The organism is Marinomonas sp. TI.3.20, assembly GCF_038155025.1.
Taxonomy (GTDB): Bacteria; Pseudomonadota; Gammaproteobacteria; order Pseudomonadales; family Marinomonadaceae; genus Marinomonas; species Marinomonas flavescens.
This window is the reverse complement of the sequence record NZ_JBAKAS010000014.1, coordinates 45,376-66,088: the sequence shown is the minus strand read 5'-3', so window position 1 is coordinate 66,088 and position 20,713 is coordinate 45,376. Positions and strand designations below refer to the sequence as shown.

At 42.5% G+C, this 20,713-nt stretch carries 23 protein-coding genes; 16 read left to right on the top strand and 7 right to left on the bottom strand.

Going from position 1 to position 20,713, the window contains the following annotated elements; genetic code table 11:
- The 7 genes from V6259_RS14065 (at position 1) to V6259_RS14035 (ending at position 7,536) form a co-directional block, all read left to right on the top strand.
- The gene (locus V6259_RS14065; protein ID WP_341585044.1) at positions 1-1,947 is read left to right on the top strand and encodes a heme lyase CcmF/NrfE family subunit; all 1,947 of its coding nucleotides are present in this window, start codon (positions 1-3) and stop codon (positions 1,945-1,947) included.
- A complete protein-coding gene (locus V6259_RS14060; RefSeq protein ID WP_341585043.1) occupies positions 1,940-2,449 on the top strand; it encodes a DsbE family thiol:disulfide interchange protein in 510 nt (169 codons plus the stop codon). Before V6259_RS14065 ends, V6259_RS14060 begins: the two co-directional genes overlap by 8 nt.
- Positions 2,446-2,859, top strand: a complete 414-nt coding sequence (locus V6259_RS14055) for a cytochrome c-type biogenesis protein (protein ID WP_341585042.1) — start codon at positions 2,446-2,448, stop codon at positions 2,857-2,859. Before V6259_RS14060 ends, V6259_RS14055 begins: the two co-directional genes overlap by 4 nt.
- A complete protein-coding gene (locus V6259_RS14050) occupies positions 2,856-4,070 on the top strand; it encodes a tetratricopeptide repeat protein (protein WP_341585041.1) in 1,215 nt (404 codons plus the stop codon). The genes V6259_RS14055 and V6259_RS14050 overlap by 4 nt, the downstream gene beginning before the upstream one ends.
- Before the next feature lie 65 nt (positions 4,071-4,135).
- Entirely contained in the window at positions 4,136-5,191 is a 1,056-nt protein-coding gene (gene zipA, locus V6259_RS14045) for a cell division protein ZipA (protein WP_341585040.1), read from the top strand.
- A 69-nt stretch (positions 5,192-5,260) separates the two neighbouring features.
- A complete protein-coding gene (gene ligA, locus V6259_RS14040) occupies positions 5,261-7,300 on the top strand; it encodes an NAD-dependent DNA ligase LigA (RefSeq protein ID WP_341585039.1) in 2,040 nt (679 codons plus the stop codon).
- A complete protein-coding gene (locus V6259_RS14035) occupies positions 7,300-7,536 on the top strand; it encodes a YheU family protein (protein WP_133011726.1) in 237 nt (78 codons plus the stop codon). Before ligA ends, V6259_RS14035 begins: the two co-directional genes overlap by 1 nt.
- Before the next feature lie 28 nt (positions 7,537-7,564).
- Here the strand turns inward: V6259_RS14035 and cysE are convergent, their stop codons facing one another.
- Entirely contained in the window at positions 7,565-8,392 is an 828-nt protein-coding gene (gene cysE, locus V6259_RS14030; RefSeq protein ID WP_341585080.1) for a serine O-acetyltransferase, read from the bottom strand.
- Between the two features lie 117 nt (positions 8,393-8,509).
- Here cysE and V6259_RS14025 point away from each other — a divergent pair, with 117 nt between their 5' ends.
- Positions 8,510-8,839, top strand: a complete 330-nt coding sequence (locus tag V6259_RS14025) for a hypothetical protein (RefSeq protein WP_133011725.1) — start codon at positions 8,510-8,512, stop codon at positions 8,837-8,839.
- A gap of 62 nt (positions 8,840-8,901) precedes the next feature.
- Here the strand turns inward: V6259_RS14025 and mnmC are convergent, their stop codons facing one another.
- Entirely contained in the window at positions 8,902-10,938 is a 2,037-nt protein-coding gene (gene mnmC / locus V6259_RS14020; protein WP_341585038.1) for a bifunctional tRNA (5-methylaminomethyl-2-thiouridine)(34)-methyltransferase MnmD/FAD-dependent 5-carboxymethylaminomethyl-2-thiouridine(34) oxidoreductase MnmC, read from the bottom strand.
- Positions 10,928-11,479: a peptidylprolyl isomerase gene (locus V6259_RS14015; protein ID WP_133011723.1), complete on the bottom strand. Its 552-nt coding sequence runs from the start codon at positions 11,477-11,479 to the stop codon at positions 10,928-10,930. Before V6259_RS14015 ends, mnmC begins: the two co-directional genes overlap by 11 nt.
- A 101-nt stretch (positions 11,480-11,580) precedes the next feature.
- On the opposite strand from V6259_RS14015, the gene V6259_RS14010 reads away from it, so the two are divergent.
- Positions 11,581-11,868: a SelT/SelW/SelH family protein gene (locus tag V6259_RS14010; protein WP_341585037.1), complete on the top strand. Its 288-nt coding sequence runs from the start codon at positions 11,581-11,583 to the stop codon at positions 11,866-11,868.
- A gap of 55 nt (positions 11,869-11,923) precedes the next feature.
- Here the strand turns inward: V6259_RS14010 and V6259_RS14005 are convergent, their stop codons facing one another.
- Both V6259_RS14005 and V6259_RS14000 read right to left on the bottom strand, forming a co-directional pair.
- The gene (locus V6259_RS14005) at positions 11,924-12,226 is read right to left on the bottom strand and encodes a YciI family protein (protein ID WP_341585036.1); all 303 of its coding nucleotides are present in this window, start codon (positions 12,224-12,226) and stop codon (positions 11,924-11,926) included.
- 2 nt (positions 12,227-12,228) lie between these two features.
- A complete protein-coding gene (locus V6259_RS14000; RefSeq protein ID WP_341585035.1) occupies positions 12,229-12,765 on the bottom strand; it encodes a septation protein A in 537 nt (178 codons plus the stop codon).
- 66 nt (positions 12,766-12,831) lie between these two features.
- Here V6259_RS14000 and V6259_RS13995 point away from each other — a divergent pair, with 66 nt between their 5' ends.
- From V6259_RS13995 to V6259_RS13970, 6 genes are all read left to right on the top strand, one after another.
- Entirely contained in the window at positions 12,832-13,683 is an 852-nt protein-coding gene (locus V6259_RS13995) for a PHP domain-containing protein (RefSeq protein WP_341585034.1), read from the top strand.
- 92 nt (positions 13,684-13,775) lie between these two features.
- Positions 13,776-14,396 carry an L-threonylcarbamoyladenylate synthase gene (locus V6259_RS13990; RefSeq protein WP_133011718.1) on the top strand — a complete coding sequence of 207 codons (621 nt, stop codon included), beginning with the start codon at positions 13,776-13,778 and terminating at the stop codon, positions 14,394-14,396.
- 108 nt (positions 14,397-14,504) lie between these two features.
- Positions 14,505-15,398 carry a 23S rRNA pseudouridine(2605) synthase RluB gene (gene rluB / locus V6259_RS13985; RefSeq protein ID WP_341585033.1) on the top strand — a complete coding sequence of 298 codons (894 nt, stop codon included), beginning with the start codon at positions 14,505-14,507 and terminating at the stop codon, positions 15,396-15,398.
- A 29-nt stretch (positions 15,399-15,427) separates the two neighbouring features.
- Positions 15,428-15,883 carry a DUF1499 domain-containing protein gene (locus tag V6259_RS13980; protein ID WP_341585032.1) on the top strand — a complete coding sequence of 152 codons (456 nt, stop codon included), beginning with the start codon at positions 15,428-15,430 and terminating at the stop codon, positions 15,881-15,883.
- Between the two features lie 65 nt (positions 15,884-15,948).
- Positions 15,949-16,671: a winged helix-turn-helix domain-containing protein gene (locus V6259_RS13975; protein WP_133011715.1), complete on the top strand. Its 723-nt coding sequence runs from the start codon at positions 15,949-15,951 to the stop codon at positions 16,669-16,671.
- A gap of 7 nt (positions 16,672-16,678) precedes the next feature.
- Positions 16,679-18,187 (top strand): ATP-binding protein, encoded by a 1,509-nt coding sequence (locus V6259_RS13970; RefSeq protein ID WP_341585031.1) that lies wholly within the window; start codon positions 16,679-16,681, stop codon positions 18,185-18,187.
- 23 nt (positions 18,188-18,210) lie between these two features.
- Here V6259_RS13970 and V6259_RS13965 read toward each other — a convergent pair whose 3' ends face one another.
- The gene (locus V6259_RS13965) at positions 18,211-19,137 is read right to left on the bottom strand and encodes a LysR family transcriptional regulator (protein ID WP_341585030.1); all 927 of its coding nucleotides are present in this window, start codon (positions 19,135-19,137) and stop codon (positions 18,211-18,213) included.
- 88 nt (positions 19,138-19,225) lie between these two features.
- A complete protein-coding gene (gene argF, locus V6259_RS13960) occupies positions 19,226-20,131 on the bottom strand; it encodes an ornithine carbamoyltransferase (protein ID WP_133011712.1) in 906 nt (301 codons plus the stop codon).
- 222 nt (positions 20,132-20,353) lie between these two features.
- On the opposite strand from argF, the gene grxD reads away from it, so the two are divergent.
- Entirely contained in the window at positions 20,354-20,683 is a 330-nt protein-coding gene (gene grxD, locus V6259_RS13955; RefSeq protein WP_341585029.1) for a Grx4 family monothiol glutaredoxin, read from the top strand.
- The last annotated feature ends 30 nt before the right edge of the window (positions 20,684-20,713 follow it).

The following is a 20,713-nucleotide window of genomic DNA, read 5'->3' as shown; positions in this document are numbered from 1 at the left end:
ATGATTCCTGAAATTGGACATTTTGCATTAATATTAGCGCTGTTTTTCTCTCTTTGTCTGGCCGTTGTTCCTTTGATTGGTTATTGGCAAAAAAATCCAACGCTACTCTACACCGCTCGCCCTTTGACGTTTTTAATGTCTTTTTTTGTGTTAGTGAGTTTTTTGGTGTTAGCGTTTGCGTTCATGACAGATGATTTTTCTGTTATGTATGTCAGCCAAAACTCAAATAGCCATTTACCTATTTGGTATAAGTTCAGTGCTATCTGGGGAGGACATGAAGGCTCATTGTTGCTGTGGGTTTTGATCTTATCGGGTTGGAGCTCTGCGGTAGCGTTAAAAATTCATACCTTACCCAAAGACGTTGGCCCTGTTGTATTGAGTGTGTTGGGCATAGTGTCATTAGGCTTTTTGTCTTTTATGTTATTTACCTCCTCGCCTTTTGTGCGACTGATGCCTGAAATACCGACGGATGGACGAGACTTAAATCCGCTACTGCAAGATATTGGACTAATTATTCATCCACCTATGTTGTATATGGGCTATGTGGGCTTCTCTGTGGCGTTTGCGTTTGCTATTGCTGCACTAATCACCGGTAACTTGAACTCTTCTTGGGCGCGCTGGACAAGGCCTTGGACATCTTTATCTTGGGCTTTTTTGACACTGGGTATCACGTTAGGTAGTTGGTGGGCGTATTACGAGCTTGGTTGGGGTGGCTGGTGGTTTTGGGACCCAGTCGAAAACGCTTCTTTTATGCCTTGGTTAGCGGGTACGGCACTCGTGCATTCTCTGGCGGTGACTGAAAAGCGTGGCGTGTTTAAAAGCTGGACCGTGTTGTTGGCTATTTTTACTTTCAGTCTCTCTTTATTAGGCACCTTTTTAGTTCGCTCAGGGGTACTCACCTCAGTGCATGCTTTTGCCGCGGATCCGACACGAGGCATTTATATTCTTGCCTTGTTAATTGTGTTGATTGGCGGCAGTTTATTGCTTTACGGCTTTCGCGCAGGTCAGGTTCGTGGGAGTGCAACGTTTGGTATGACGGGGCGAGAAGCTTGGTTGCTGCTGAATAATATTTTATTGACTGTGCTGACGCTAACGGTGTTGTTAGGCACTTTATATCCGTTGATTTTTGAGGTGTTAGGGCTTGGTCGTATTTCCGTCGGTGCGCCTTATTTTAATACCGTATTCTCTCCGATAGCGCTTTTACTGATTGTCTTTATGGCGGTTGGTCCCCTTTCAAAATGGCACAAGACAAAAGCATCGGTCTTACTAAAAGCTTGTCTTTTCGCGGCGTTACTTTCCATCGTGCTAGCGGGAGCAGTGAGTTATGTTAATTCACTAGGAAGCTTAGCTTGGTTAACGTTAAGTGTGGCATTTTGGGCGGTGTTACTGACCTTTAAAGATTGGTTCGATAAAGTTTCTGCTGGAACAAAAGGTATTATTCCTAGGGCACGACAATTACCACGTAACTACTATGGCATGATGCTTGCGCATCTTGGCATGGTTGTTACCTTGATTGGCATATTGTTAGTGAGTACCAGTAGTTATGAATCAACGCTTAAGTTATCGCCAGGTGAGTCTGTTTCTTTTGCGGGTTATGAGTTTCATTTTGATGGAATATCCCATGTGGAAGGGCCGAATTATATAGCGGATAGCGGTGAAATATCAGTCTCTAAACAAGGGCGATTTGTCACTTTACTGACACCAGAAAAACGCTTTTATTCAACAAGCCGCCAAGTAATGACAGAGGCGGGTTTGGACGCTGGCTTTACCCGCGATCTTTACGTCTCTCTTGGTGAAAAGTTAGAAGGCGACGCTTGGAGTGTACGTATTTACGTGAAGGCCTTTGTTCGCTGGATTTGGCTAGGTGGGTTAATGATGATGTGTGGTGGTTTATTGTCTGCATTAGATAAACGCTATAGTACGAAAGTGAGAGGTAATAATGCGTAAATGGGTGTTATTTCTGCCACTGATTGTGTTTATTGGTCTAGGGGTTGTGTTGTATAAGCAGTTGGGGGCTAACCCTGAATATATGCCTTCAGCATTGATAGGTAAGCCAGTACCTGACTTCACATTAGTCACGCTGCAAGCAGATAAAGTACTTGATCAATCTTCACTCCCTAAAAGTGCTTACTTGCTGAATTTTTGGGCGACGTGGTGCCCAACCTGTGAAGAGGAACACGCCTATTTAAATCAACTTGCTAACCAAGGTGTTCCTATTGTTGGGATTGATTATAAAGATGATCAAAAAAAAGCGCAGCAATGGTTGTCTATTAAGAGCAATCCGTATCAATTGGTTCTAATGGATGAGTTGGGTAAGTTTGGTGTTGATATGGGGGTTACTGGCGCGCCAGAAACATTTATCGTAAACAGTAAAGGCATTATTGTTTACCGCTATCAAGGTGCTATGGATGACGTTGTCTGGCAAAAAATCAAAGGCTATTTACAATGAGAATGATTAACTCTTTTCTTGTGATGATTGCTTTGTTAGCTTCATCTTGTGTTCTTTCTGAGCCGCTAATGACCTTTAGTTCATCTTTAAATCAAACTCGTTTTCAATCTTTAACACAAGAATTGCGCTGCCCTAAATGTCAAAATCAAGATTTGGCCGATTCTCAATCTGGGATTGCTAAAGATTTAAGAACGCAAATTCACTTTATGATTGAACAAGGTAAAACAGACCAAGAAATAGTCGATTATATGGTGGCGCGCTACGGTAATTTTGTTTTATACCGACCAAAATATTCAGCGGCAACCTCGGTACTTTGGATGGGGCCAGTGGCCTTTTTAGTGATTGGTTTAATGGTTTTTGTGTTCGTCGTTTGCCGTAATAAAAAGCGAAGAATGGGAGAAACGTCATGATGCTACTTTGGTTAGTGATGGCATTAATGATGGTGGGAAGTCTGACGTATCTTTTTCTTTCGGTGCAAAAAAGCTTGTACGATGAAAGACATAATCATGAAGAAGATCATATTGCTGAGAGTTTTTCACGGGTCCGAAAAGTAGAAATAGAAAACGAAGAAGAAATAGGGCGTTTGACCTCAAAAGAAGCCGAAAGACTATTAAGTGATCTTCAACTAGAGGAGCAATTATCTTTCGAACCAGTTGAAAAACCTTTATTTTACAGAGTGCTCTCTTTGCAAAGGGCGCTATCTACAAAGTACGTTTTCTTGGGGATTTTCGCCCTAGTCGTGCTAGGTAGCGTCAGCATGTATCAATATTTAGGTTATGCGAAAGACGTCACTTTTACTCAAGAACTCGCATCTAAAACCAACACGCCTAAAAGTACGCTTGATTTTTTGAAGTATAGAAGTCAGCGGTATGACCGGGCTGAAGATTGGTATTATGAAGCTAATGATTTAATGGCTTCTGCGAACTATAGCCAAGCGATAACGGCGTTTCAAAAAACATTGGAAAAATTACCAGAAAACTCCCCTGACAGGGTCGCAGTATTGGTGAAATATGCTCAAGCCATTTTTTATAATAATGGTAATGTGAGTAGTCCAGACATGGAGAAAATCGTTAAACAAGTGTTGGCGCTTGATCCAAAAAATGCGACAGCTCTAGGGTTGAAAGGCGTAGTTGAATTTGATCATAAAGAATATTTAAATGCGGTGTTAGCGTGGCAAGAGGCAGCTCGATACAATGAAAATGCCATCGAACGTCAAACATTATTAGGCGCTATTCAGAGCGCTCGAAAAGTGGGAAATATTAGTTATCAACAAGTGCCCGCGCTTGTAACTCGTCAAATTGCGATAAGAATTGTTTGGGATAAGAACAAGGTTGTGTGGCATCCTGATGATGTATTATTAATTTATGCCGTAGCGCCCGGTCAAAAAATGCCCGTTGCGATACGCCGAGTGTATCCGCAGGACTTAAATCGATTAGTAATATTAACGAATCTTGATAATCTAATGTCAAAAATGTCATTGGAGAACGTAGGGAAAGTTGATCTTGTTGTAAAATTATCGAAGATTACAGCAAAAGATCTGACAAAAGGGCGGGTAATCGGTATAAAAAAAGCCGTACCTTCAAACACTAAGGCGATTTATGCAATCAATGTGACCTTATAATTGAATCCTAAGGCACTTCGTTTGATAATAGCATTAACTTTATTGATCTAATTCGGAAAAATGTAATGGAATTTAGCTTGCGTGAGTGGCTAATCTTGATTGGGGTTGTTGTTATAGTCGCAATTCTGGTCGATGGATTTCGTCGATATAAAAAAGGCCAACAGTTTAGTCAGGAAGAAGATGACGATGATTTCGTCGATCCTGAAGAACTAGCACGTGAAGCCATTGTCAGGAGAGAGTTGCCTAATGGCGGCGCGAGACCAGCCTCATCTGAGGTAAAACGTGGTCGTTCGAACCCTATTAATAATGCGTTTGAAAATGCTCGTCAAACGGTTAATGCACCGCTTGCAGACGTACCTCATAAAGTGGATTCAGGGCCTACGTTAGATCGCGATGAAGGTTTGCATCTTGATGAATTGGCTTCTTTGGTGCCGGATCGTGAATCGGACTCAGTGCGTTTTTCTGAGCAGAATTATTCGGATGATCATTTTGAGGAGCATGATTCGGAATCATTTAGCGATCAATATAGTGATCTGGATGTTGGAAATGAAACGCCAAGTCATGAGACTTTTGAAGAAGTAGACTATGAGCGAGACTATTCAAACGTCGATGTAGATCAACGGACTCCGCAAGGTAGCGCTTATGATTTAGTTGGCGATGAGCAGGAAACTGATGACGAGGCAGAAATAGAAGAAGTCATTGTTATTAATATTCTAGCCCCTGAAGGACAAACTTTCTCAGGTATTGAGCTACTTCAGTTGGTCTTAAATTGTGGTATGCGTTATGGCGATATGGATATTTTTCATCGCCACGAAGAAGGCTTTGATCGTGGTCGAGTGCAGTTCAGTATGGCCAATGCGATTGAACCAGGCACCTTTGATTTAGACACTATGGGTGAAGGTAATTGTCCTGGTGTGAGTTTCTTTATGGGATTGCCAGGCCCTAAAAACAGCATGAAAGCATTCGACTTTATGCTTGAAACAGCGCAAGCATTAGTGCGTAATTTAGGGGGGGAGCTGCGCGATGAGCGTCGCACGCCAATGAGCGAACAAACCATAGCTCATTGTCGTCAGCGGATACGTGATTTTGAGCGTCGGCGCTTGATGAAACGCAAACCTTAAATTTTATCAAGGCCCTAAGGGGCCTTGATTGTTTCTACCTTCTGTACGGTTTTATTTCGAGCTTTCTTTATGAGTCACAACAACGGCATTACCCAAGAACAGACGCAGGCTTTGGTTAAACAATTAAATGACTACAGTTACGCCTACCATGTAAAAGACAATCCATTAGTTCCTGATGCTGAATACGATCGTTGCTATCGACAGTTGCAGTCTATAGAGGCTGAGTATCCTGATTGGATTCAAGCGGATTCTCCGACTCAACGGGTAGGAGAAAAACCAGACAGCGGTTTTGAAAATGTACCACACACAGTCCCCATGTTGTCCCTTGATAACGCCTTCGATAATGAGTCTTTAGCAGATTTTGATCAGCGTATTCGCAAACTACTGGACGTCGAAAAGGTCACTTATTGCTGTGAGCCAAAACTTGATGGCTTAGCGATCAGTTTACGTTATGAACATGGTCGATTAGTGAGAGGTGTCACTCGTGGTGATGGTTTATCTGGGGAAGACATTACTTCCAACATCAAAACAATTTATTCCGTTCCTTTGTCGTTGCGAACAGATACGCCACCGCCTGTACTTGAGGTGCGTGGTGAAATCTACATGCCAAAAGCGGGCTTTGAAAAGCTTAATTTGCAAGCGGTAGAGCGAGGCGATAAGCCATTTGTGAACCCTAGAAATGCCGCCGCCGGCTCACTCCGCCAACTTGATCCGAAGATCACGGCGTCACGTCCTTTGGTGATGTGTGCTTATTCTATTGGTTATGTTGAAGGTTGGTCCCAGCCAGACAGTCATTATGATGGTTTGGTGCAATTAGGCGAATGGGGCTTTCGTATTAACGACCTGATGCAAACCGTTGAAGGCGCGGCAGGTTGCATTGAATATTATGCCATGCTCAACGAGAAACGCCCGAATTTGTCTTATGACATCGATGGTATTGTGTACAAAGTTGATCAGATCGAGCAGCAAGAAGAGCTTGGTTTTATTGCTCGTGCGCCGCGTTGGGCAATTGCTCGAAAATTTCCCGCTCAAGAAGAAGTGACGCGCATTTTAGGCGTTGATTTTCAAGTGGGACGTACTGGCGCCATTACACCGGTTGCGCGCCTAGCGCCAGTGTTTGTCGGCGGTGTTACCGTGTCTAATGCGACCTTGCACAACAAGGATGAAATTGCGCGCTTAGGAGTAAAAGTAAACGATTATGTGGTGATTCGCCGTGCTGGCGATGTGATACCACAAGTGGTTCAGGTGCTAGAAGATCGTCGTGTTGAGTCAGAAGTCACCAGTGTGGTTTTTCCTGATGTGTGTCCGGTTTGTGGCTCCGATGTTGAGCAAGTTGAAGGCGAAGCCGTAGTGCGTTGTACTGGTGGCTTGGTGTGTGGTGCGCAATTAAAAGAATCGTTGAAGCATTTTGTATCCCGTAAAGCGATGGACATTGATGGTCTAGGCGACAAGTTAATTGAGCAATTAGTCGATCAAGAATTGTTAAAAACGCCGGTGGATATTTTCACTTTAGCAGAGAAAAAAGACACCCTATTGTCGATGGAGAGAATGGGGCAAAAATCGGTTGATAAGTTGTTGAACGCGATTGATGTGGCGAAGAAAACACAGTTTAACCGTTTTATTTATGCCTTGGGCATTCGAGAAGTGGGTGAAGCCACAGCGCGCTCTTTAACAAGTCATTTTGCCGAATTAAATGCTTTGATGCATGCAGATCAAGAAGCCTTGGTTGAAGTGGACGATGTTGGTCCTATTGTCGCGCAACACGTCAGATTGTTTTTTGAGCAAGAGAAAAACGTGGCGACGATACAAGGTTTGCTGGCAGCTGGGATTGAATGGGAAACAAAAACACTAGTCGATGACAGTGATTTACCCTTGGTTGGAAAAACCTATGTGGTGACAGGGTCGTTGAGTCAATTTTCCCGGGATCAGGTCAAAGAAAAGCTGCAAGCTTTGGGCGCTAAAGTGAGCGGCTCAGTATCGGCCAAAACCGATTGTTTAGTGGCAGGTGAAAAAGCAGGGTCAAAATTGACCAAGGCGCAAAGTTTGAATATTCCGGTTCTTGATGAGGCGGGTGTTATTGCGTTATTAGCCAGTCATGGAGCGGTGTAATGGATACCTTGATTCCTTATGAATCTTTAGAGTCGGACACATTAATGACCATTCTTGATGATATTGTGTCTCGTGAAGGCACAGATTATGGTGATTATGATTTGTCTGCAGAACAGAAGCGTCAGCAAGCCGTAGCCGTATTAAAAAGCGGTGAAGCGGTTTTGTTATTTGATACGGAAAGTGAAACCATCAAGATGGTGCCAAAAGACACGCTAGGACATTACGACCTCATGTGAGGGCGTAATGTCGGTTAGTAAGTCGTGATTAAGACGCTGTCGCGTCGCTGCAATCTCGAACGCAATGGTTAATATTGTGATCCATTGCGCGCGAAGGCTCTTCGCCAGTATTGCGGCCAACGATTTTGGCAGGAACGCCTGCCACCGTGGTATGGGCGCCAACGGCTTCTAATACCACACTACCAGCACCAATTTTCGCGCCTTCACCGACTTCGATGTTTCCCAATATTTTCGCACCAGCGCCAATCAGGACACCTGAACGAATTTTGGGATGACGATCGCCATGCTCTTTTCCAGTGCCACCAAGTGTGACAGATTGTAGAATAGAAACATTGTCTTCGATGATACAGGTTTCGCCAACGACCAAGCCTGTAGCATGGTCTAACATGATGCCACAGCCAATCCTTGCTGCCGGATGAATATCAACGCCGAATACCATCGACATCTGGCCTTGTAAGTACAGGGCAAGACTTTTTCTGTTGTTTTTCCACAGCCAATTGGCAACGCGATACGTCTGTAAGGCGTGAAAGCCTTTAAAGAATAGCAGGGGGGTCGTTAGGCAATCGCATGCGGCATCCCTTTCTTTTATCGACAAAATATCTTGCTCTATACACTCAACAATGCCAGATTGAGGGGCAGACATGGCTTCCTCAAAGACCTCTCTTAGTACGATAGAGGGAATTGAAATACTGTCCAGTTTACAGGCCAGTAAGAAGCTAAGCGCTGAGCTTAACGACTCGTGCCTAAGGATAGTGGTATTGAAGTAGCTGGCGAGTATGGGTTCATCTAACGCAAGTTTTTTTGCTTCAGCTTGTAAAGATGGCCATAAGTTGCCAGAAGTCACGGCATTGTACATTGTGTTACTCAAGGGGCTATTTACCTATGTTAATTCGCAGCTAGAATGTTAGTAATAGTGTTAGCATGAAACAAAACAAGGCGTAAGGCAAAGATTGCCACAGATTATGGAGACAGTATGACTAAAAAAACCGTTGCCGATGCATTGCATGTATTCTACGAGCTAAATTCTACTTTCGCTGATGCTTACTGGGAAACCAACGATATTAATCAAAAAGATCGTTTTTTTGCTATGAAGAGCATGTTACAAGATGAGCTTGATGAACTCCATAAGCTAAGTGTTCAAGACCATATTTATCCTTATGAATCGATAGATCCTGGTGTTTTGCAACTGAGTGATAAGTTACGTTCATTGTTACCTGAAATGAATCGTATTGTGTTAAGGCCGAAAACCATCAATCGTTTCATCGAATTGATTCCAGCTGCGTGTGACCTTTTCGAACTATAAAAAAGACGAATGCTAATCTTTTCTGTTTTAGCATTCGCCTAATTGGTTAGCGATTATCTCGTTTACCCTCGTTTTAATGCTCTGATTACAAAGCGATTAGGATGAAGCTTATCCATAATGCTTTGCTCTAAGGGTGAGGGGGTATTCGTGATTAGGCTGGTTAGGTAGCTGCCGCTTAAAGGGGCAGAAACTAACCCTCTTGATCCATGGCCAATATTGATAAATAAACCATCTTGAGGGTTAGCGATTTGATTGCATTTCCATTTGGCATTTTTGCTGAGCATGGCGTAATGGTTTTCTAATATTGCTGGTGTCGAAATGGGACCTACCATAGGAGTGTAGTCAGGAATGGCGCAGCGAAACGATACTCGTCCACCACAATCTCGCTCATTGAGTGTCCCTGTTTCTAAGTGCAGTAAATCTTCTAAAATACGCAGATTACGTTGCTGACTTTCTGCTCTGACTGTTTCATCTAAATCTCTCACATCGTAAGTCGCGCCAAAGTGTAGGGTTTCTTTCAGTGCTGGAGAAACATAACCTGCTTGGCAAAGAACATGCTCAGTGGTTAACTTTTCGACGTTTTCATTAACGCTTGAACAGGCTTTTTGTGCGGCTTCTAGAGGTAAGTACGATACTTGACCACGAATAGGGTAAGCCGGTGTTTTTGGTAAGAAGCTCAAATCATGAGTGTCATTGGCAGTACAGATAACCACATGAGAGAAACGTTCTTGCGGTATTTTATCATTGGCTGGCTGATGACTGGCTAACCACGGGTGAGGCGCGTTATCGTCTTTCTCTAATCCTTCTAAACGTGTCATTAATCGCACATTAATTAAAGGATGATCAAGCAGTTTTTGGCAGAGGTCGGTTAGTACAACCCAACCAGATAAAGGTAAGAATAAGCTGCCGTTCTCACCGTGTTTATGCACGATAGAGGCTGGGTAAAGTTTGTTTTCTAGCAAGTTGGTGAAACGTTGCTTTTCTTTCTCGTTTGTTGGGCGTTGCTCTAGGCCGCATTGCTGCCAAAAGACCGCGCTATCATCAAGCTTAGAGTAGAGTTTGCTTGCGTATAAATAAGAACTTAAATAAAAACGATTTACCGGAGTGTCCTGACTGGCAAGCTTAGGGTAAAGCATGCCTTGAGGGTTACCAGAGGCTTTACAAGCAACGGTTTTACCTTGTTCCCACACTGTCACCTTAATACCTTGTTCAGCGAGTGCGTGAGCTGTGGTGGCGCCTGCGAGCCCAGCGCCAACCACCAATACGTGTTTTGGATGGTGCTCTTCATGGCCACTGTGCTGGGATGGATTTTGTCGTACATTAAACCAAGCTTCGCCTTGTGCCATGCGTTCAGTAAACGTTAGAGGTTGTTCGTTCAGCTCACCAACAACCATTTCTCGCTTTTGGCCAAAACCTTTTACTTTTTTAACCTCAAAGCCGACGTCTTTTAGGCCTCGACGCACTATGCCAGCAGCGGTAAATGTTGCACACGTAGTGCCTTGGTGGCTGAGTCTATGGATGTGCTTAAATAAGTTTGGTGTCCACATTTCTGGGTTTTTGCTGGGAGCAAATCCGTCTAAGAACCAAGCATCTACGCTAGCATTTAATGCCGCAAAGCCCTCTTCCGCTTCGCCAAACCATAGGGTCAGCTGAATACGACCTTGAGCTAATTCAATACGATGAAAGCCATGGGTGAGCTCAGGGTAATGGGCAATCAACTGTTGGCTGTATTCTTTTAGAGACGGCCACATAGTTAGCGCGTTAGTGAGCATATCTTTTGTTAAAGGAAACTTTTCAACGGAAACGAAATGCAGGGTGGTATCGGTGGGGGCGTCTTCTAAAAAAGCTTTCCATGCGCAGAGAAAATTTAACCCTGTACCGAATCCAGTTTCTGCAATGGTAAAGTGATCTTGACAAGGCTGAGCGCTGGATAGGTTTTTCCAACGCTCATTTAAATGGTTATTTTGAAGAAAAACATACCGTTTTTCTTCAAGCCCAGCGTCTTTATCAAAATACACATCGTCAAACTTTTCAGAGTGAGGGGCACCATCTTCCCCCCAATTTAGCTTGGGTGTTTCTAAACAATAACTAGTTAACACGTTTGATGCTCTCAATCACAATAGGGGTAGAGGGAACATTTTGGTAGGGACCCATAGAATGAGTAGGAAGCTTAGTAATATTGTCTACTACGTCCATACCAGAAATTACATGACCAAAGACGGTATAGCCAGGAGCGCCGCGAGCGCCATCGTTTAGAAAACTGTTGTCCGCTTGGTTTATAAAAAACTGAGACGTGGCACTGTCGGGGTTTTGAGTGCGGGCCATGGCAATAGTGCCTCGATTATTCGCTAGACCATTGTCACCTTCATAAGGAATCGCTGCATGGGTTGGTTTTTGTGTCATGTCAGGAGTAAAACCACCGCCCTGAATCATAAAACCTGGAATGACGCGGTGAAAAATAGTGCCATTATAAAAACCTTCTTCCACATAACTTAGAAAGTTTTTAACCGTATTAGGAGCCGCTTTATCATTCAAATCGATGCGAATAGCGCCTTGATTCGTTGTAATATCCACTTCTGTTGCATTGGCTTGAGAGCAAAGTGCGGTAAACATAAGGCCAGCAATGAAAATTTTACGCATAATAGGATTTCCTTAAAGAATGAATGGCCCAATAGTATTGGGAGCATGGCTGCAGGCCAAGTGGTTTTGACGTATTTATAGACATTATACAGGAGAGATTGATGCGAACGGCGGTTATAGAGATTGAATATTGTACATTGTGTCGCTGGATGTTGCGTGCGGCATGGCTGTCTCAGGAATTACTGACGACCTTTGATGATGACATTAAAAGTGTCACCTTGATTCCTACGCAAGGCGGGATTTTTAAAGTTAGAGTAAACGGTGAAGAGGTATGGTGCCGTAAAGCGGAGAATGGTTTTCCAGAGGCAAAAGTGCTTAAGCAAAGAGTGCGAGATGTCATCGATCCGGAGCGAGATTTAGGTCATTCTGATGTGAAAACAGACGCATAATAAAAAACCGCTCGTTGCAATGGAGCGGCTTTTAAAATACCGGAGATGAAAGTGATCAGTTCGGAAAGACTTGTTTGAAAGGCTTCACTGTTACATTTTCGTAAACTCCAGCAGCTATGTAAGGGTCTGCATCGGCCCATGCTTGTGCTGCTTCTAAAGAGGAGAATTCTGCGACGACAACGCTGCCAGTGAATCCCGCATCACCAGGGTTATCTGAGTCTATTGCAGGGTTTGGCCCTGCCAAAACTAACTTACCGTCATCTAAAAGTTGCTGTAAGCGCGCAAGATGGGCTGGACGTGCTTGTTGGCGTGCCGCTAAGCTATTTTCTACATCGTTACTAATGATGGAGTAAAGCATGATTATTCCTTGTTTTGAATTTGTGATGAAAGGTAGATGCCTTGTAAAATGATAAAGACAATCGTCATACCAAGTAGGCCAAATAGTTTGAAATCTACCCAGGTTTCTTCGCTAAAAGAGAAGGCGACGTAAAGATTTACAACACCTGAAAGAATGAAAAAGGCGACCCAAGCAATATTCAGCGTACGCCAAACTTTAAATGGTAGCTCGATTTTATCTCCCATCATTCGTTCAATGATGTTTCTTTCGCCAATAAACTGGCTTCCTAAGAAAGCGAGAGCAAATAAACCATTTACAATGGTTGGCTTCCATTTGATGAACTCGCTGTTACCAAATATAACCGTTGCGCCACCTAATAAAATAACCAATGCCAAAGAAACAAGGTGCATTTTTTCCACTTTTTTATAGCGGAGCCAATTATAACCAACTTGTAATATGCTGGCAGGAATCAAAACAGCGGTAGCGAGTATGATGTTTCCAGAGAGTTTGTAGACTACGAAGAAAACAAGGATAGGAAGAAAGTCGAATAATATTTTCATATAAAAACCAATTTATGTATGCTGAACCCATGATAACCACCATTTCTTTTAAAGAACAGCCTATCTATGCCTGAAGCCGCTTGTTACCGTAAAGTTGATCTACATTCTCATTCCAATTTCTCAGACGGGCGATTATCGCCAACTGAATTAGTGGATTTAGCCGTTGAGCAAGGTGTTACGCTCTTCTCACTTACAGATCACGACACCTTAGATGGATTGCCTGAAGCGCGTCAGAGGGCAAAAGAACATCAGTTAAGCTTTTTGAATGGCGTTGAGCTTTCTACACAGTGGAAGGGGATTCCTCTTCACATGGTGGCGTTGAATTTTGATCCAAATAATGCCGCCTTATTATCTATCGTTCAGAAAAACCAACATATTCGTTTAGACCGAGCCCGTTGTATCGCTGACTTATTAGTGAAGCAAGGATTGCCTGACTTATTTGATGAGGCTGTTGCATTGGCGGGAAATAGCCAACTAGGGCGACCTCATTTCGCGACCTTGATGGTAGAGAAAGGGCTAGTGAAAGATGCGAATAAAGCTTTTGACCGTTATTTAGGCAATAAACGTCTTGGTAGTCTTAGAGATGTTTGGCCAGAGCTGGATGTTGTCTTAGGTGTGTTGAAAGATGAAAATATGGCTTTGATATTAGCTCATCCCAAACGCTATCCGTTAACGGTGACTAAATTAAAACGCTTATTAGCAGACTTTAAAGCATGGGGTGGTACGGCAATGGAAGTTGCCTCAGGTAATGAACGCCCGGATCACGTTCGCCTTATGGAACGACTTTCTCAAGAGTTTGCTTTGAACGCCTCAGTGGGGAGCGATTATCACGGGCCCTTTGGTCCTTGGACGCAGGTAGGGCGCTTTACTCAGATACATGAAAGTGAAGTGGATCTAGTGTGGCGAGATTGGGTTTAGTTTTTTGAGTTGAGTCTTATGCCTCGAATGGTCTAGTATGTTGTTGATATGGCGTATTTTTAAACGCCTTCTTATTATAAATGGAGTGTATTTTGAGTCAGTTTTTTCAAATTCATCCAGAAAATCCACAAACACGTTTGGTGAAACAAGCTGCTCAAGTTATTCGTGATGGAGGAGTTGTTGCCTATCCTACAGATTGTGGTTATTCATTAGGGTGTCGTTTAGGTGATAAATCGGCAATGGATAAGATTAAAGCCATTCGTCGTTTGGATGATAAACATAATTTTACATTGGTATGTCGAGATTTGTCTGAGATATCGACTTACGCCCGTTTTGATAACCATCTTTATCGTTTGCTTAAAAATAATACGCCTGGGCCATATACTTTTATTTTCCACGCAACGTCTGTTGTTCCTAGGCGTTTAATGCACCCTAAGCGTAAAACGATAGGGATTCGGATTCCTGATAGTCGCATCGTTTCTGCGTTATTGGATGAACTAGGAGAGCCTTTGATGAGCGTGTCTCTTATTTTACCAGGTGAAACTGAGCCGATGACAGATCCTTATGACATTCGCGACACGCTAGAATACGCTTTAGATTTGGTTATTGATGGCGGTTTTTGTGGCTTAGAGCCAACCACTGTCGTGATGATGGATTCAGAAAAAATAGAGGTTGTACGCATTGGCGCGGGTGATCCTGCGCCTTTTATGTAAATAGTTAGGAATGTCGCTGTCAAGCACCGCTATGTATGACTATAATGCCCAAAATTTTGTGTTTAAAAAACTGGGTTGCTGAGAAGCATTCCCTCTAAGAGGTTCGTAATGGACGAGAAGTTACAAAAAGTTTTAGCTAGAGCGGGTCAAGGCTCACGTCGTGAAATGGAAACCCGTATTCGTGACGGGCGTGTCATTGTGAATGGCGCTGTTGCGACGCTGGGCGACCGAGTTAGCGTTAGTGATATTATTGAGCTGGATGGTTATCCTGTAAAACTGACCGAAGCAGGCGAAGGCCGTCGAGTCATTATTTATAATAAGCCAGAAGGTGAGGTATGTACTCGCAAGGATCCAGAAGGCCGTCCTACTGTCTTTGATAACCTTCCTAAATTACGTGGTGAACGCTGGATTGCGGTTGGCCGACTAGACATTAATACCTCTGGTTTGTTGTTATTCACCACTGATGGTGAATTAGCCAATCGATTGATGCACCCTTCAACAGAGATTGACCGTGAATATTTGGTCCGTGTAATGGGTGAAGTCACTGAAGAAAATATAGCGACCCTTAAAAAAGGCATCAATTTAGACGAAGGTATCGCTAAATTCACTGACATCGTTGATGGTGGTGGCGAAGGTATTAACCGTTGGTTTTACGTTTGCTTGATGGAAGGTCGTAACCGTGAAGTTCGACGTTTGTGGGAATCTCAAGGCGTAAAAGTAAACCGTTTGAAACGAGTGCGTTTTGGCCCTGTCTTTTTACCTTCTAAAGCCAAAGTTGGCCGTTGGGTAGAAATGGAAGAAGCTGACGTTAATTCACTGTGTGCCATGGTAGATCTGAAAGTATCTGCTATTGCGCAAAAAACACAGCAGCAAAAGCTGGATGTGAAGCGTACTAAGAATAAGCATACTGGTGGCGCTCGTCGTCCAAAAGGCTTTGACTGGCAGAGTACAGACAAGCCTGAATTCAAGCCTAAAAAGCCAGGTAAACGTACATTTAGGTAGTAGTCACATTTTTTAGGAGTCGTACTGGCATGGTTCGTTGGATAAGCCTTTTTGTTGTTGTTTTAGTAATAGGTTTTTTTGCTTACATCAAAATAAATAATCGGCCACCTGAGGGTTTAGGGGTGACTGCGGAATTATTAAAACCGTGCCCTACGTCTCCTAATTGTGTTTCTAGTCAGGCAGAAAAAAGTGATGCAGCGCACTATATAGAGCCAATTATTTATCATGGAAGCCGTATGGATACACAGCTTTCTATTGAGTCTTACTTTCTAAATCAGGGTAATGCTCAGATTATTAATAGCCAATTAGGGTATGTTCATATTCAAGTTAAAAGCCGTTATTTAGGTTTTATTGATGATGTTGAATTTTATTTGCCTGAGGCTGATAGCATAGTTGATGTTCGCTCTGCTTCGCGTGTTGGTTACTCTGATTTGGATGTTAATCGCGATCGTATTGAAAAACTTAGAAGCTATCTTGCTCATTAGTTTTTACAGAAAGATGCATTTATTTATATAAAAATAGAGAACATATATTAGGAAGAGGATTGCTTATGAATACGGATGACAACTACTCAATTTTAATTGTTGAAGACGATGAGCGGCTAGCCTTACTTACTCAAGAGTATTTAATTAAGAATGGTTTCTTGGTTAATGTTGAGTCGGATGGACGAGCGGCTATCTCTCGTATTATTGAAGAACAACCCTCTCTTGTTATTTTGGATCTTATGCTTCCTGGTGCTGATGGTTTTACTGTCTGTCGTAGTGTGCGTAATGATTACAAAGGTCCTATTCTAATGCTGACCGCGCGCAGTGATGATGTAGACCAAATACTTGGCTTGGAAATTGGCGCTGACGATTACGTCTCTAAGCCAGTAAAACCACGAGTGTTATTAGCTCGAGTTCAATCGCTGTTACGACGTAGTACACAAGATGTAGATTTATTGGCTGCAGCAGAGAAGAAGCCAGAACAAACGTTAACGTTTGGTCCTTTGGTTATTGATAACTCGCGCCGTGAAGCTTGGCTTTCTACTGAAGAAGTTGAATTAACAAGTGCAGAGTTTGATCTTCTTTGGTTGCTTGCTAGTCAAGCGGGAAGAATTCTAAGCCGAGAAGAAATTTTTGGTGAATTACGTGGTATTGAATACGATGGACAAGATCGTTCAGTAGATGTTCGTATTTCTCGCATTCGTTCTAAAATAGGGGATGATCCTATTCATCCTCGCCGGATTAAAACAATCCGCAGCAAAGGTTACCTTTTTGTAAAAGAGGTTTAATCGTCCAATGCAAAAAGAAATATGGCGGTTATTTCAACACCTGATTGTGGGTTGTTTAATCATACTCGTTTGTTGTTATGCCGCCGTTGAATTTGCAGATTATCGTTTTAGTCAAGCAAAGCGTGATCAGCTTTTATGTGTTGATGCTGAGCTCAGTGTTGCAGTACTGGCAAGTGGCATCACAAGGTCACTCCCAGATTCTCAATTTAATTGGAAATCGGCTAATTTATCCCTTAACGCTCCTCAAGTGACGGCTTTGTTAGCGACAAAAAGAGGGGCTTATTTGCCAAATGGGGACTATCAGCTGTCATTTGGTCCGCTCTCACATCCCAGTTTAGTCGGTGTTGTTTCAGCAAAAAGTTATATGTTTCATCTAGAGGCATTACTTAAAACACTGCTTCTTTCCCCTCTTTCATATGCAGATAAGCAATCTTTATTGAAAAGCATATCGTGCTTGAAGGTAGAGAAAATCTCTTCTCCAATGACGCTTACAGTCGATGACGTTACCTTAGTTCACGCAGAACATAACTATTATGGCTTTTTGTGGAAGGGGGAAGTATCAGGTGATGTAAATTACATTTCTATTGATCACGTTAGCCCTGTCTCTTTAACGTTTATTGTTGTTGTTATTGTTGCCATTGCAATTATCGCTATGCTTATTTTAATTTGGCGAGAGCTGTTTTATCTCGATGAAAAAAGAGAAATATTTGAGGATATGACTCGTCAGATTGCACGAGGGCTAAGTGGTTTGCCTACAGAAATATCTGACAGTAGTGGAACATTAAAAGAGTTGGCGTATTCTTTTGACTCTATGTCGTCGCATATTCAAAGATTGCTTAAAGTACAAAGAGACATGATCAATGCCATTTCACATGAGCTGAGAACGCCAATTGCTAGGCTTCGATTTGGCTTAGAAGTTGTCAAAGACGAAGTCGATCCATCCGTTGTGCACACTGTTATTGCTCTAGAAGATGATGTAGAAGAGCTAAATACATTAGTGGATGAAGTACTGACCTATGGAAAATTAGAAGAAGGTACGCTAGCGCTAAATTTCCACCCATTCGGGATTAAGCAATTAGTAGACTCTATTTTGCAGAATAATGAGTCGTTACTAAAACACTTGAAAGTAAATGTGGATATTTCTGAAAAAGATGTCGTCATTGCTGATGAACATCATTTGCATAGAGCACTGCAAAACTTAATCCTAAATGCTTCAAAATATGCCACCAGTCAAATTGCTATTATTTTTTCATACGATGAGGATCGCTGGCAGCTTGATATCGAAGACGATGGGCCAGGAATTTCTTTTGAAGATCGTGATAAGGTATTTATTCCATTTCAGCGCTTAGATAACAGTCGGACGCGCGCTTCGGGTGGCTATGGATTAGGGTTAGCAATCGTACAACGCATCGCTTTTTGGCATGGTGGTGCAGTGCTGGTGGATGAAAGCAGTCTTGGTGGGGCTAAATTTAGTTTGATTTGGTCCCGTAATCAACGTCAGGATAATTTGTCCTGATGTTGATTACGGGCTTTGTAAAATTAAAGGTCTGGCGATAAGATGCCTTTTAAGTTTTTAAAGCATGTTTTCGATGCGGTATTAATCAAGTCTTCCATATAGGCATTATTGCGCTGATCTTTTCTTATTGCTAAGTAAAGCTTGCACCAAACACCTTCTTCGCCCAATGATTTTGTAATTACATATTGTCTATTTGAATACTCGGTTAACGCCCAATTAGGGATGCAACAAACGCCACGGCCACTGGCCACTAACTGCATCATCATTAAGGTTAATTCACTGTGGCGAATTTTTGCAGGCGCAATTCCAGCGGGCATTAGAAAATGTTTAAAAATATCCAAACGCTCAGATTCAACAGGATAAGTTATCAGAGTTTCTTCTTTAAAATCTTCAGGTTCTAAAAATTCTTTCTTTGCTAATCGGTGGTGTCGAGATAAGGCTACTTGGGCCTCATACTGGAATAAAGGAATGTATTCCAGATTGGGTAGATCTTGAGGATCTGAAGTAACCACTAAATCTAAATCACCGCGAGCAAGTGCAGGCAATGGCATAAAGCTAAAGGCTGTGGACAAGTCCAGCTCAACATCTGGCCAATGTTCGCGGAAATGATCAATGGTTGGCATTAGCCATTCATAACAGCTGTGACACTCAATAGCGATATGAAGACGTCCACTTTCACCTTCTGCAAAACGTTGTATGTCTCTTTGTGCCGAGCGAAATGATAATAAGACATCATCCGCCAGTTGCAATAGTCTAAGGCCAGCGCTAGTGAATCTAACAGGTTTAGTTTTACGGATGAATAAGGAGCAGCCGAGCTTTTCTTCTAGATCTTTAAGTTGGTGAGAAAGCGCGGATTGGGTTAAATGAACCCGCTCAGCCGCTTCTACTAAGCTGCCAGTTTCTCGAAGTGCTGTTAGTGTTTTTAAGTGTCTAACTTCAATAATACTCATAATAATTTACAGTACGTGAGTTTAATTCAGTGAATGAGATAGAAAAAAACCATGATATAAAATACATCACGGTTTTTTAAAGATTCTTTTATTTACACAATAAAAATTCGAGAAGGGCTTTTTGTGCATGCAGACGATTTTCTGCTTCGTCCCAGACAACAGACTCAGGATCATCGATAACATCTGCAGAGACTTCTTCACCGCGATGGGCTGGGAGGCAGTGCATAAATAAGGCATCAGTATTTGCTAACGCCATTAATTCTGTATTCACTTGGAATCCATCGAAGTCTTTTAGCCTTTGTTCTTGCTCATCTTCTTGTCCCATAGAGGCAAAAACGTCGGTTACGATAAGGTCTGCCTCTTTGGCTGCTGCTTGAGCGTCATGTAATACAGTGACTCGATCTTGATGCTCTGCAACCAATTCAGGGCTAGGTTCATAGCCTTTAGGGCAAGCGATAACCAATTTAAAATCCAGCAATGCAGCAGCATTGATGTAGGAATTACACATATTGTTTCCATCACCAACCCATACGACTTTTTTGCCTTCTATTGAGCCTCTGTGCTCTTGATAGGTTTGCATGTCGGCAAGTAATTGGCATGGATGGTAATCGTCTGTAAGCGCATTGATGACGGGCACAGACGAGTATTTAGCGAAGGTTTCAACAATGCTATGTTCAAAAGTACGAATCATTACTGCATCAACCATGCTAGAGATAACGCGAGCACTGTCTTCGATGGGTTCACCGCGTCCCAGTTGCGTATCACGAGACGACAAAAATAAAGCATGACCACCAAATTGAGCCATACCAGACTCGAATGAAACCCGAGTTCGGGTTGATGATTTTTCGAAAATCATCCCCAAAACACGATTTTTAAGCGGTTCGTATAGTGTGCCTTCGTGATGAATTTTCTTAAGTTCTGAAGCTCGAGATAGTAGCTGTTTTAACTCTGCAGACGAAAGGTCTTTGAGAGTAAGAAAATGCCTTGGCGACACGCTAAACTCCTTAACGGTTATTTAAAAAAGGGTAATCGTCCAATCTAATACACTCACGGGAGTGAGTAAAGCGTAATTCGCATTTGAAAGAACAAAGGAAACCATCAAATTGGGGTTGTAAATAGTAGGTCAACCCCCATAAACTGGGTCAAGTTGATTCATTTACCGTAATATTATTTTTGACGGTTATCACAAAAAGACGAGACAGGGTGAGGTTTTATAATGAGCAGTACAATTGAGACAATTAAAGAACAAGTAGCAAGTAACGATATTCTTCTTTATATGAAGGGTAATCCTCGCGCGCCACAGTGTGGTTTTTCATCGCAAGCAGTGCAAGCCCTTATGGCATGTGGCGAGCGTTTTGCTTTTGTTAATATTTTAGACAACCCTGATATTCGTGCTGAATTGCCAAAATACGCCAATTGGCCAACGTTCCCACAACTATGGGTTAAAGGCGAATTAGTCGGTGGTTGCGATATCATTATGGAAATGGCATCAAATGGTGAGCTTCAAACGCTAATAAATGAAGCGGTAGGCTCTACAGAAGAGTAACTGTGCTATCTATTTTTTAGTAGGTAGTTT

Bases quoted from the DNA above. Each gene is read 5' to 3' on its own strand.
- zipA (WP_341585040.1), top strand. From the start codon at position 4,136: ATGGAATTTAGCTTGCGTGAGTGGCTAATCTTGATTGGGGTTGTTGTT.
- V6259_RS13975 (WP_133011715.1), top strand. From the start codon at position 15,949: ATGAATACGGATGACAACTACTCAATTTTAATTGTTGAAGACGATGAG.
- ligA (WP_341585039.1), top strand. From the start codon at position 5,261: ATGAGTCACAACAACGGCATTACCCAAGAACAGACGCAGGCTTTGGTT.
- rluB (WP_341585033.1), top strand. From the start codon at position 14,505: ATGGACGAGAAGTTACAAAAAGTTTTAGCTAGAGCGGGTCAAGGCTCA.
- V6259_RS14000 (WP_341585035.1), bottom strand. From the start codon at position 12,765: ATGAAAATATTATTCGACTTTCTTCCTATCCTTGTTTTCTTCGTAGTC.
- V6259_RS14025 (WP_133011725.1), top strand. From the start codon at position 8,510: ATGACTAAAAAAACCGTTGCCGATGCATTGCATGTATTCTACGAGCTA.
- V6259_RS13970 (WP_341585031.1), top strand. From the start codon at position 16,679: ATGCAAAAAGAAATATGGCGGTTATTTCAACACCTGATTGTGGGTTGT.
- V6259_RS14035 (WP_133011726.1), top strand. From the start codon at position 7,300: ATGGATACCTTGATTCCTTATGAATCTTTAGAGTCGGACACATTAATG.
- V6259_RS14015 (WP_133011723.1), bottom strand. From the start codon at position 11,479: ATGCGTAAAATTTTCATTGCTGGCCTTATGTTTACCGCACTTTGCTCT.
- cysE (WP_341585080.1), bottom strand. From the start codon at position 8,392: ATGTACAATGCCGTGACTTCTGGCAACTTATGGCCATCTTTACAAGCT.
- V6259_RS14055 (WP_341585042.1), top strand. From the start codon at position 2,446: ATGAGAATGATTAACTCTTTTCTTGTGATGATTGCTTTGTTAGCTTCA.
- V6259_RS14060 (WP_341585043.1), top strand. From the start codon at position 1,940: ATGCGTAAATGGGTGTTATTTCTGCCACTGATTGTGTTTATTGGTCTA.
- V6259_RS14065 (WP_341585044.1), top strand. From the start codon at position 1: ATGATTCCTGAAATTGGACATTTTGCATTAATATTAGCGCTGTTTTTC.
- V6259_RS14050 (WP_341585041.1), top strand. From the start codon at position 2,856: ATGATGCTACTTTGGTTAGTGATGGCATTAATGATGGTGGGAAGTCTG.
- V6259_RS13995 (WP_341585034.1), top strand. From the start codon at position 12,832: ATGCCTGAAGCCGCTTGTTACCGTAAAGTTGATCTACATTCTCATTCC.
- V6259_RS14010 (WP_341585037.1), top strand. From the start codon at position 11,581: ATGCGAACGGCGGTTATAGAGATTGAATATTGTACATTGTGTCGCTGG.
- grxD (WP_341585029.1), top strand. From the start codon at position 20,354: ATGAGCAGTACAATTGAGACAATTAAAGAACAAGTAGCAAGTAACGAT.
- V6259_RS13965 (WP_341585030.1), bottom strand. From the start codon at position 19,137: ATGAGTATTATTGAAGTTAGACACTTAAAAACACTAACAGCACTTCGA.
- V6259_RS13980 (WP_341585032.1), top strand. From the start codon at position 15,428: ATGGTTCGTTGGATAAGCCTTTTTGTTGTTGTTTTAGTAATAGGTTTT.
- V6259_RS14005 (WP_341585036.1), bottom strand. From the start codon at position 12,226: ATGCTTTACTCCATCATTAGTAACGATGTAGAAAATAGCTTAGCGGCA.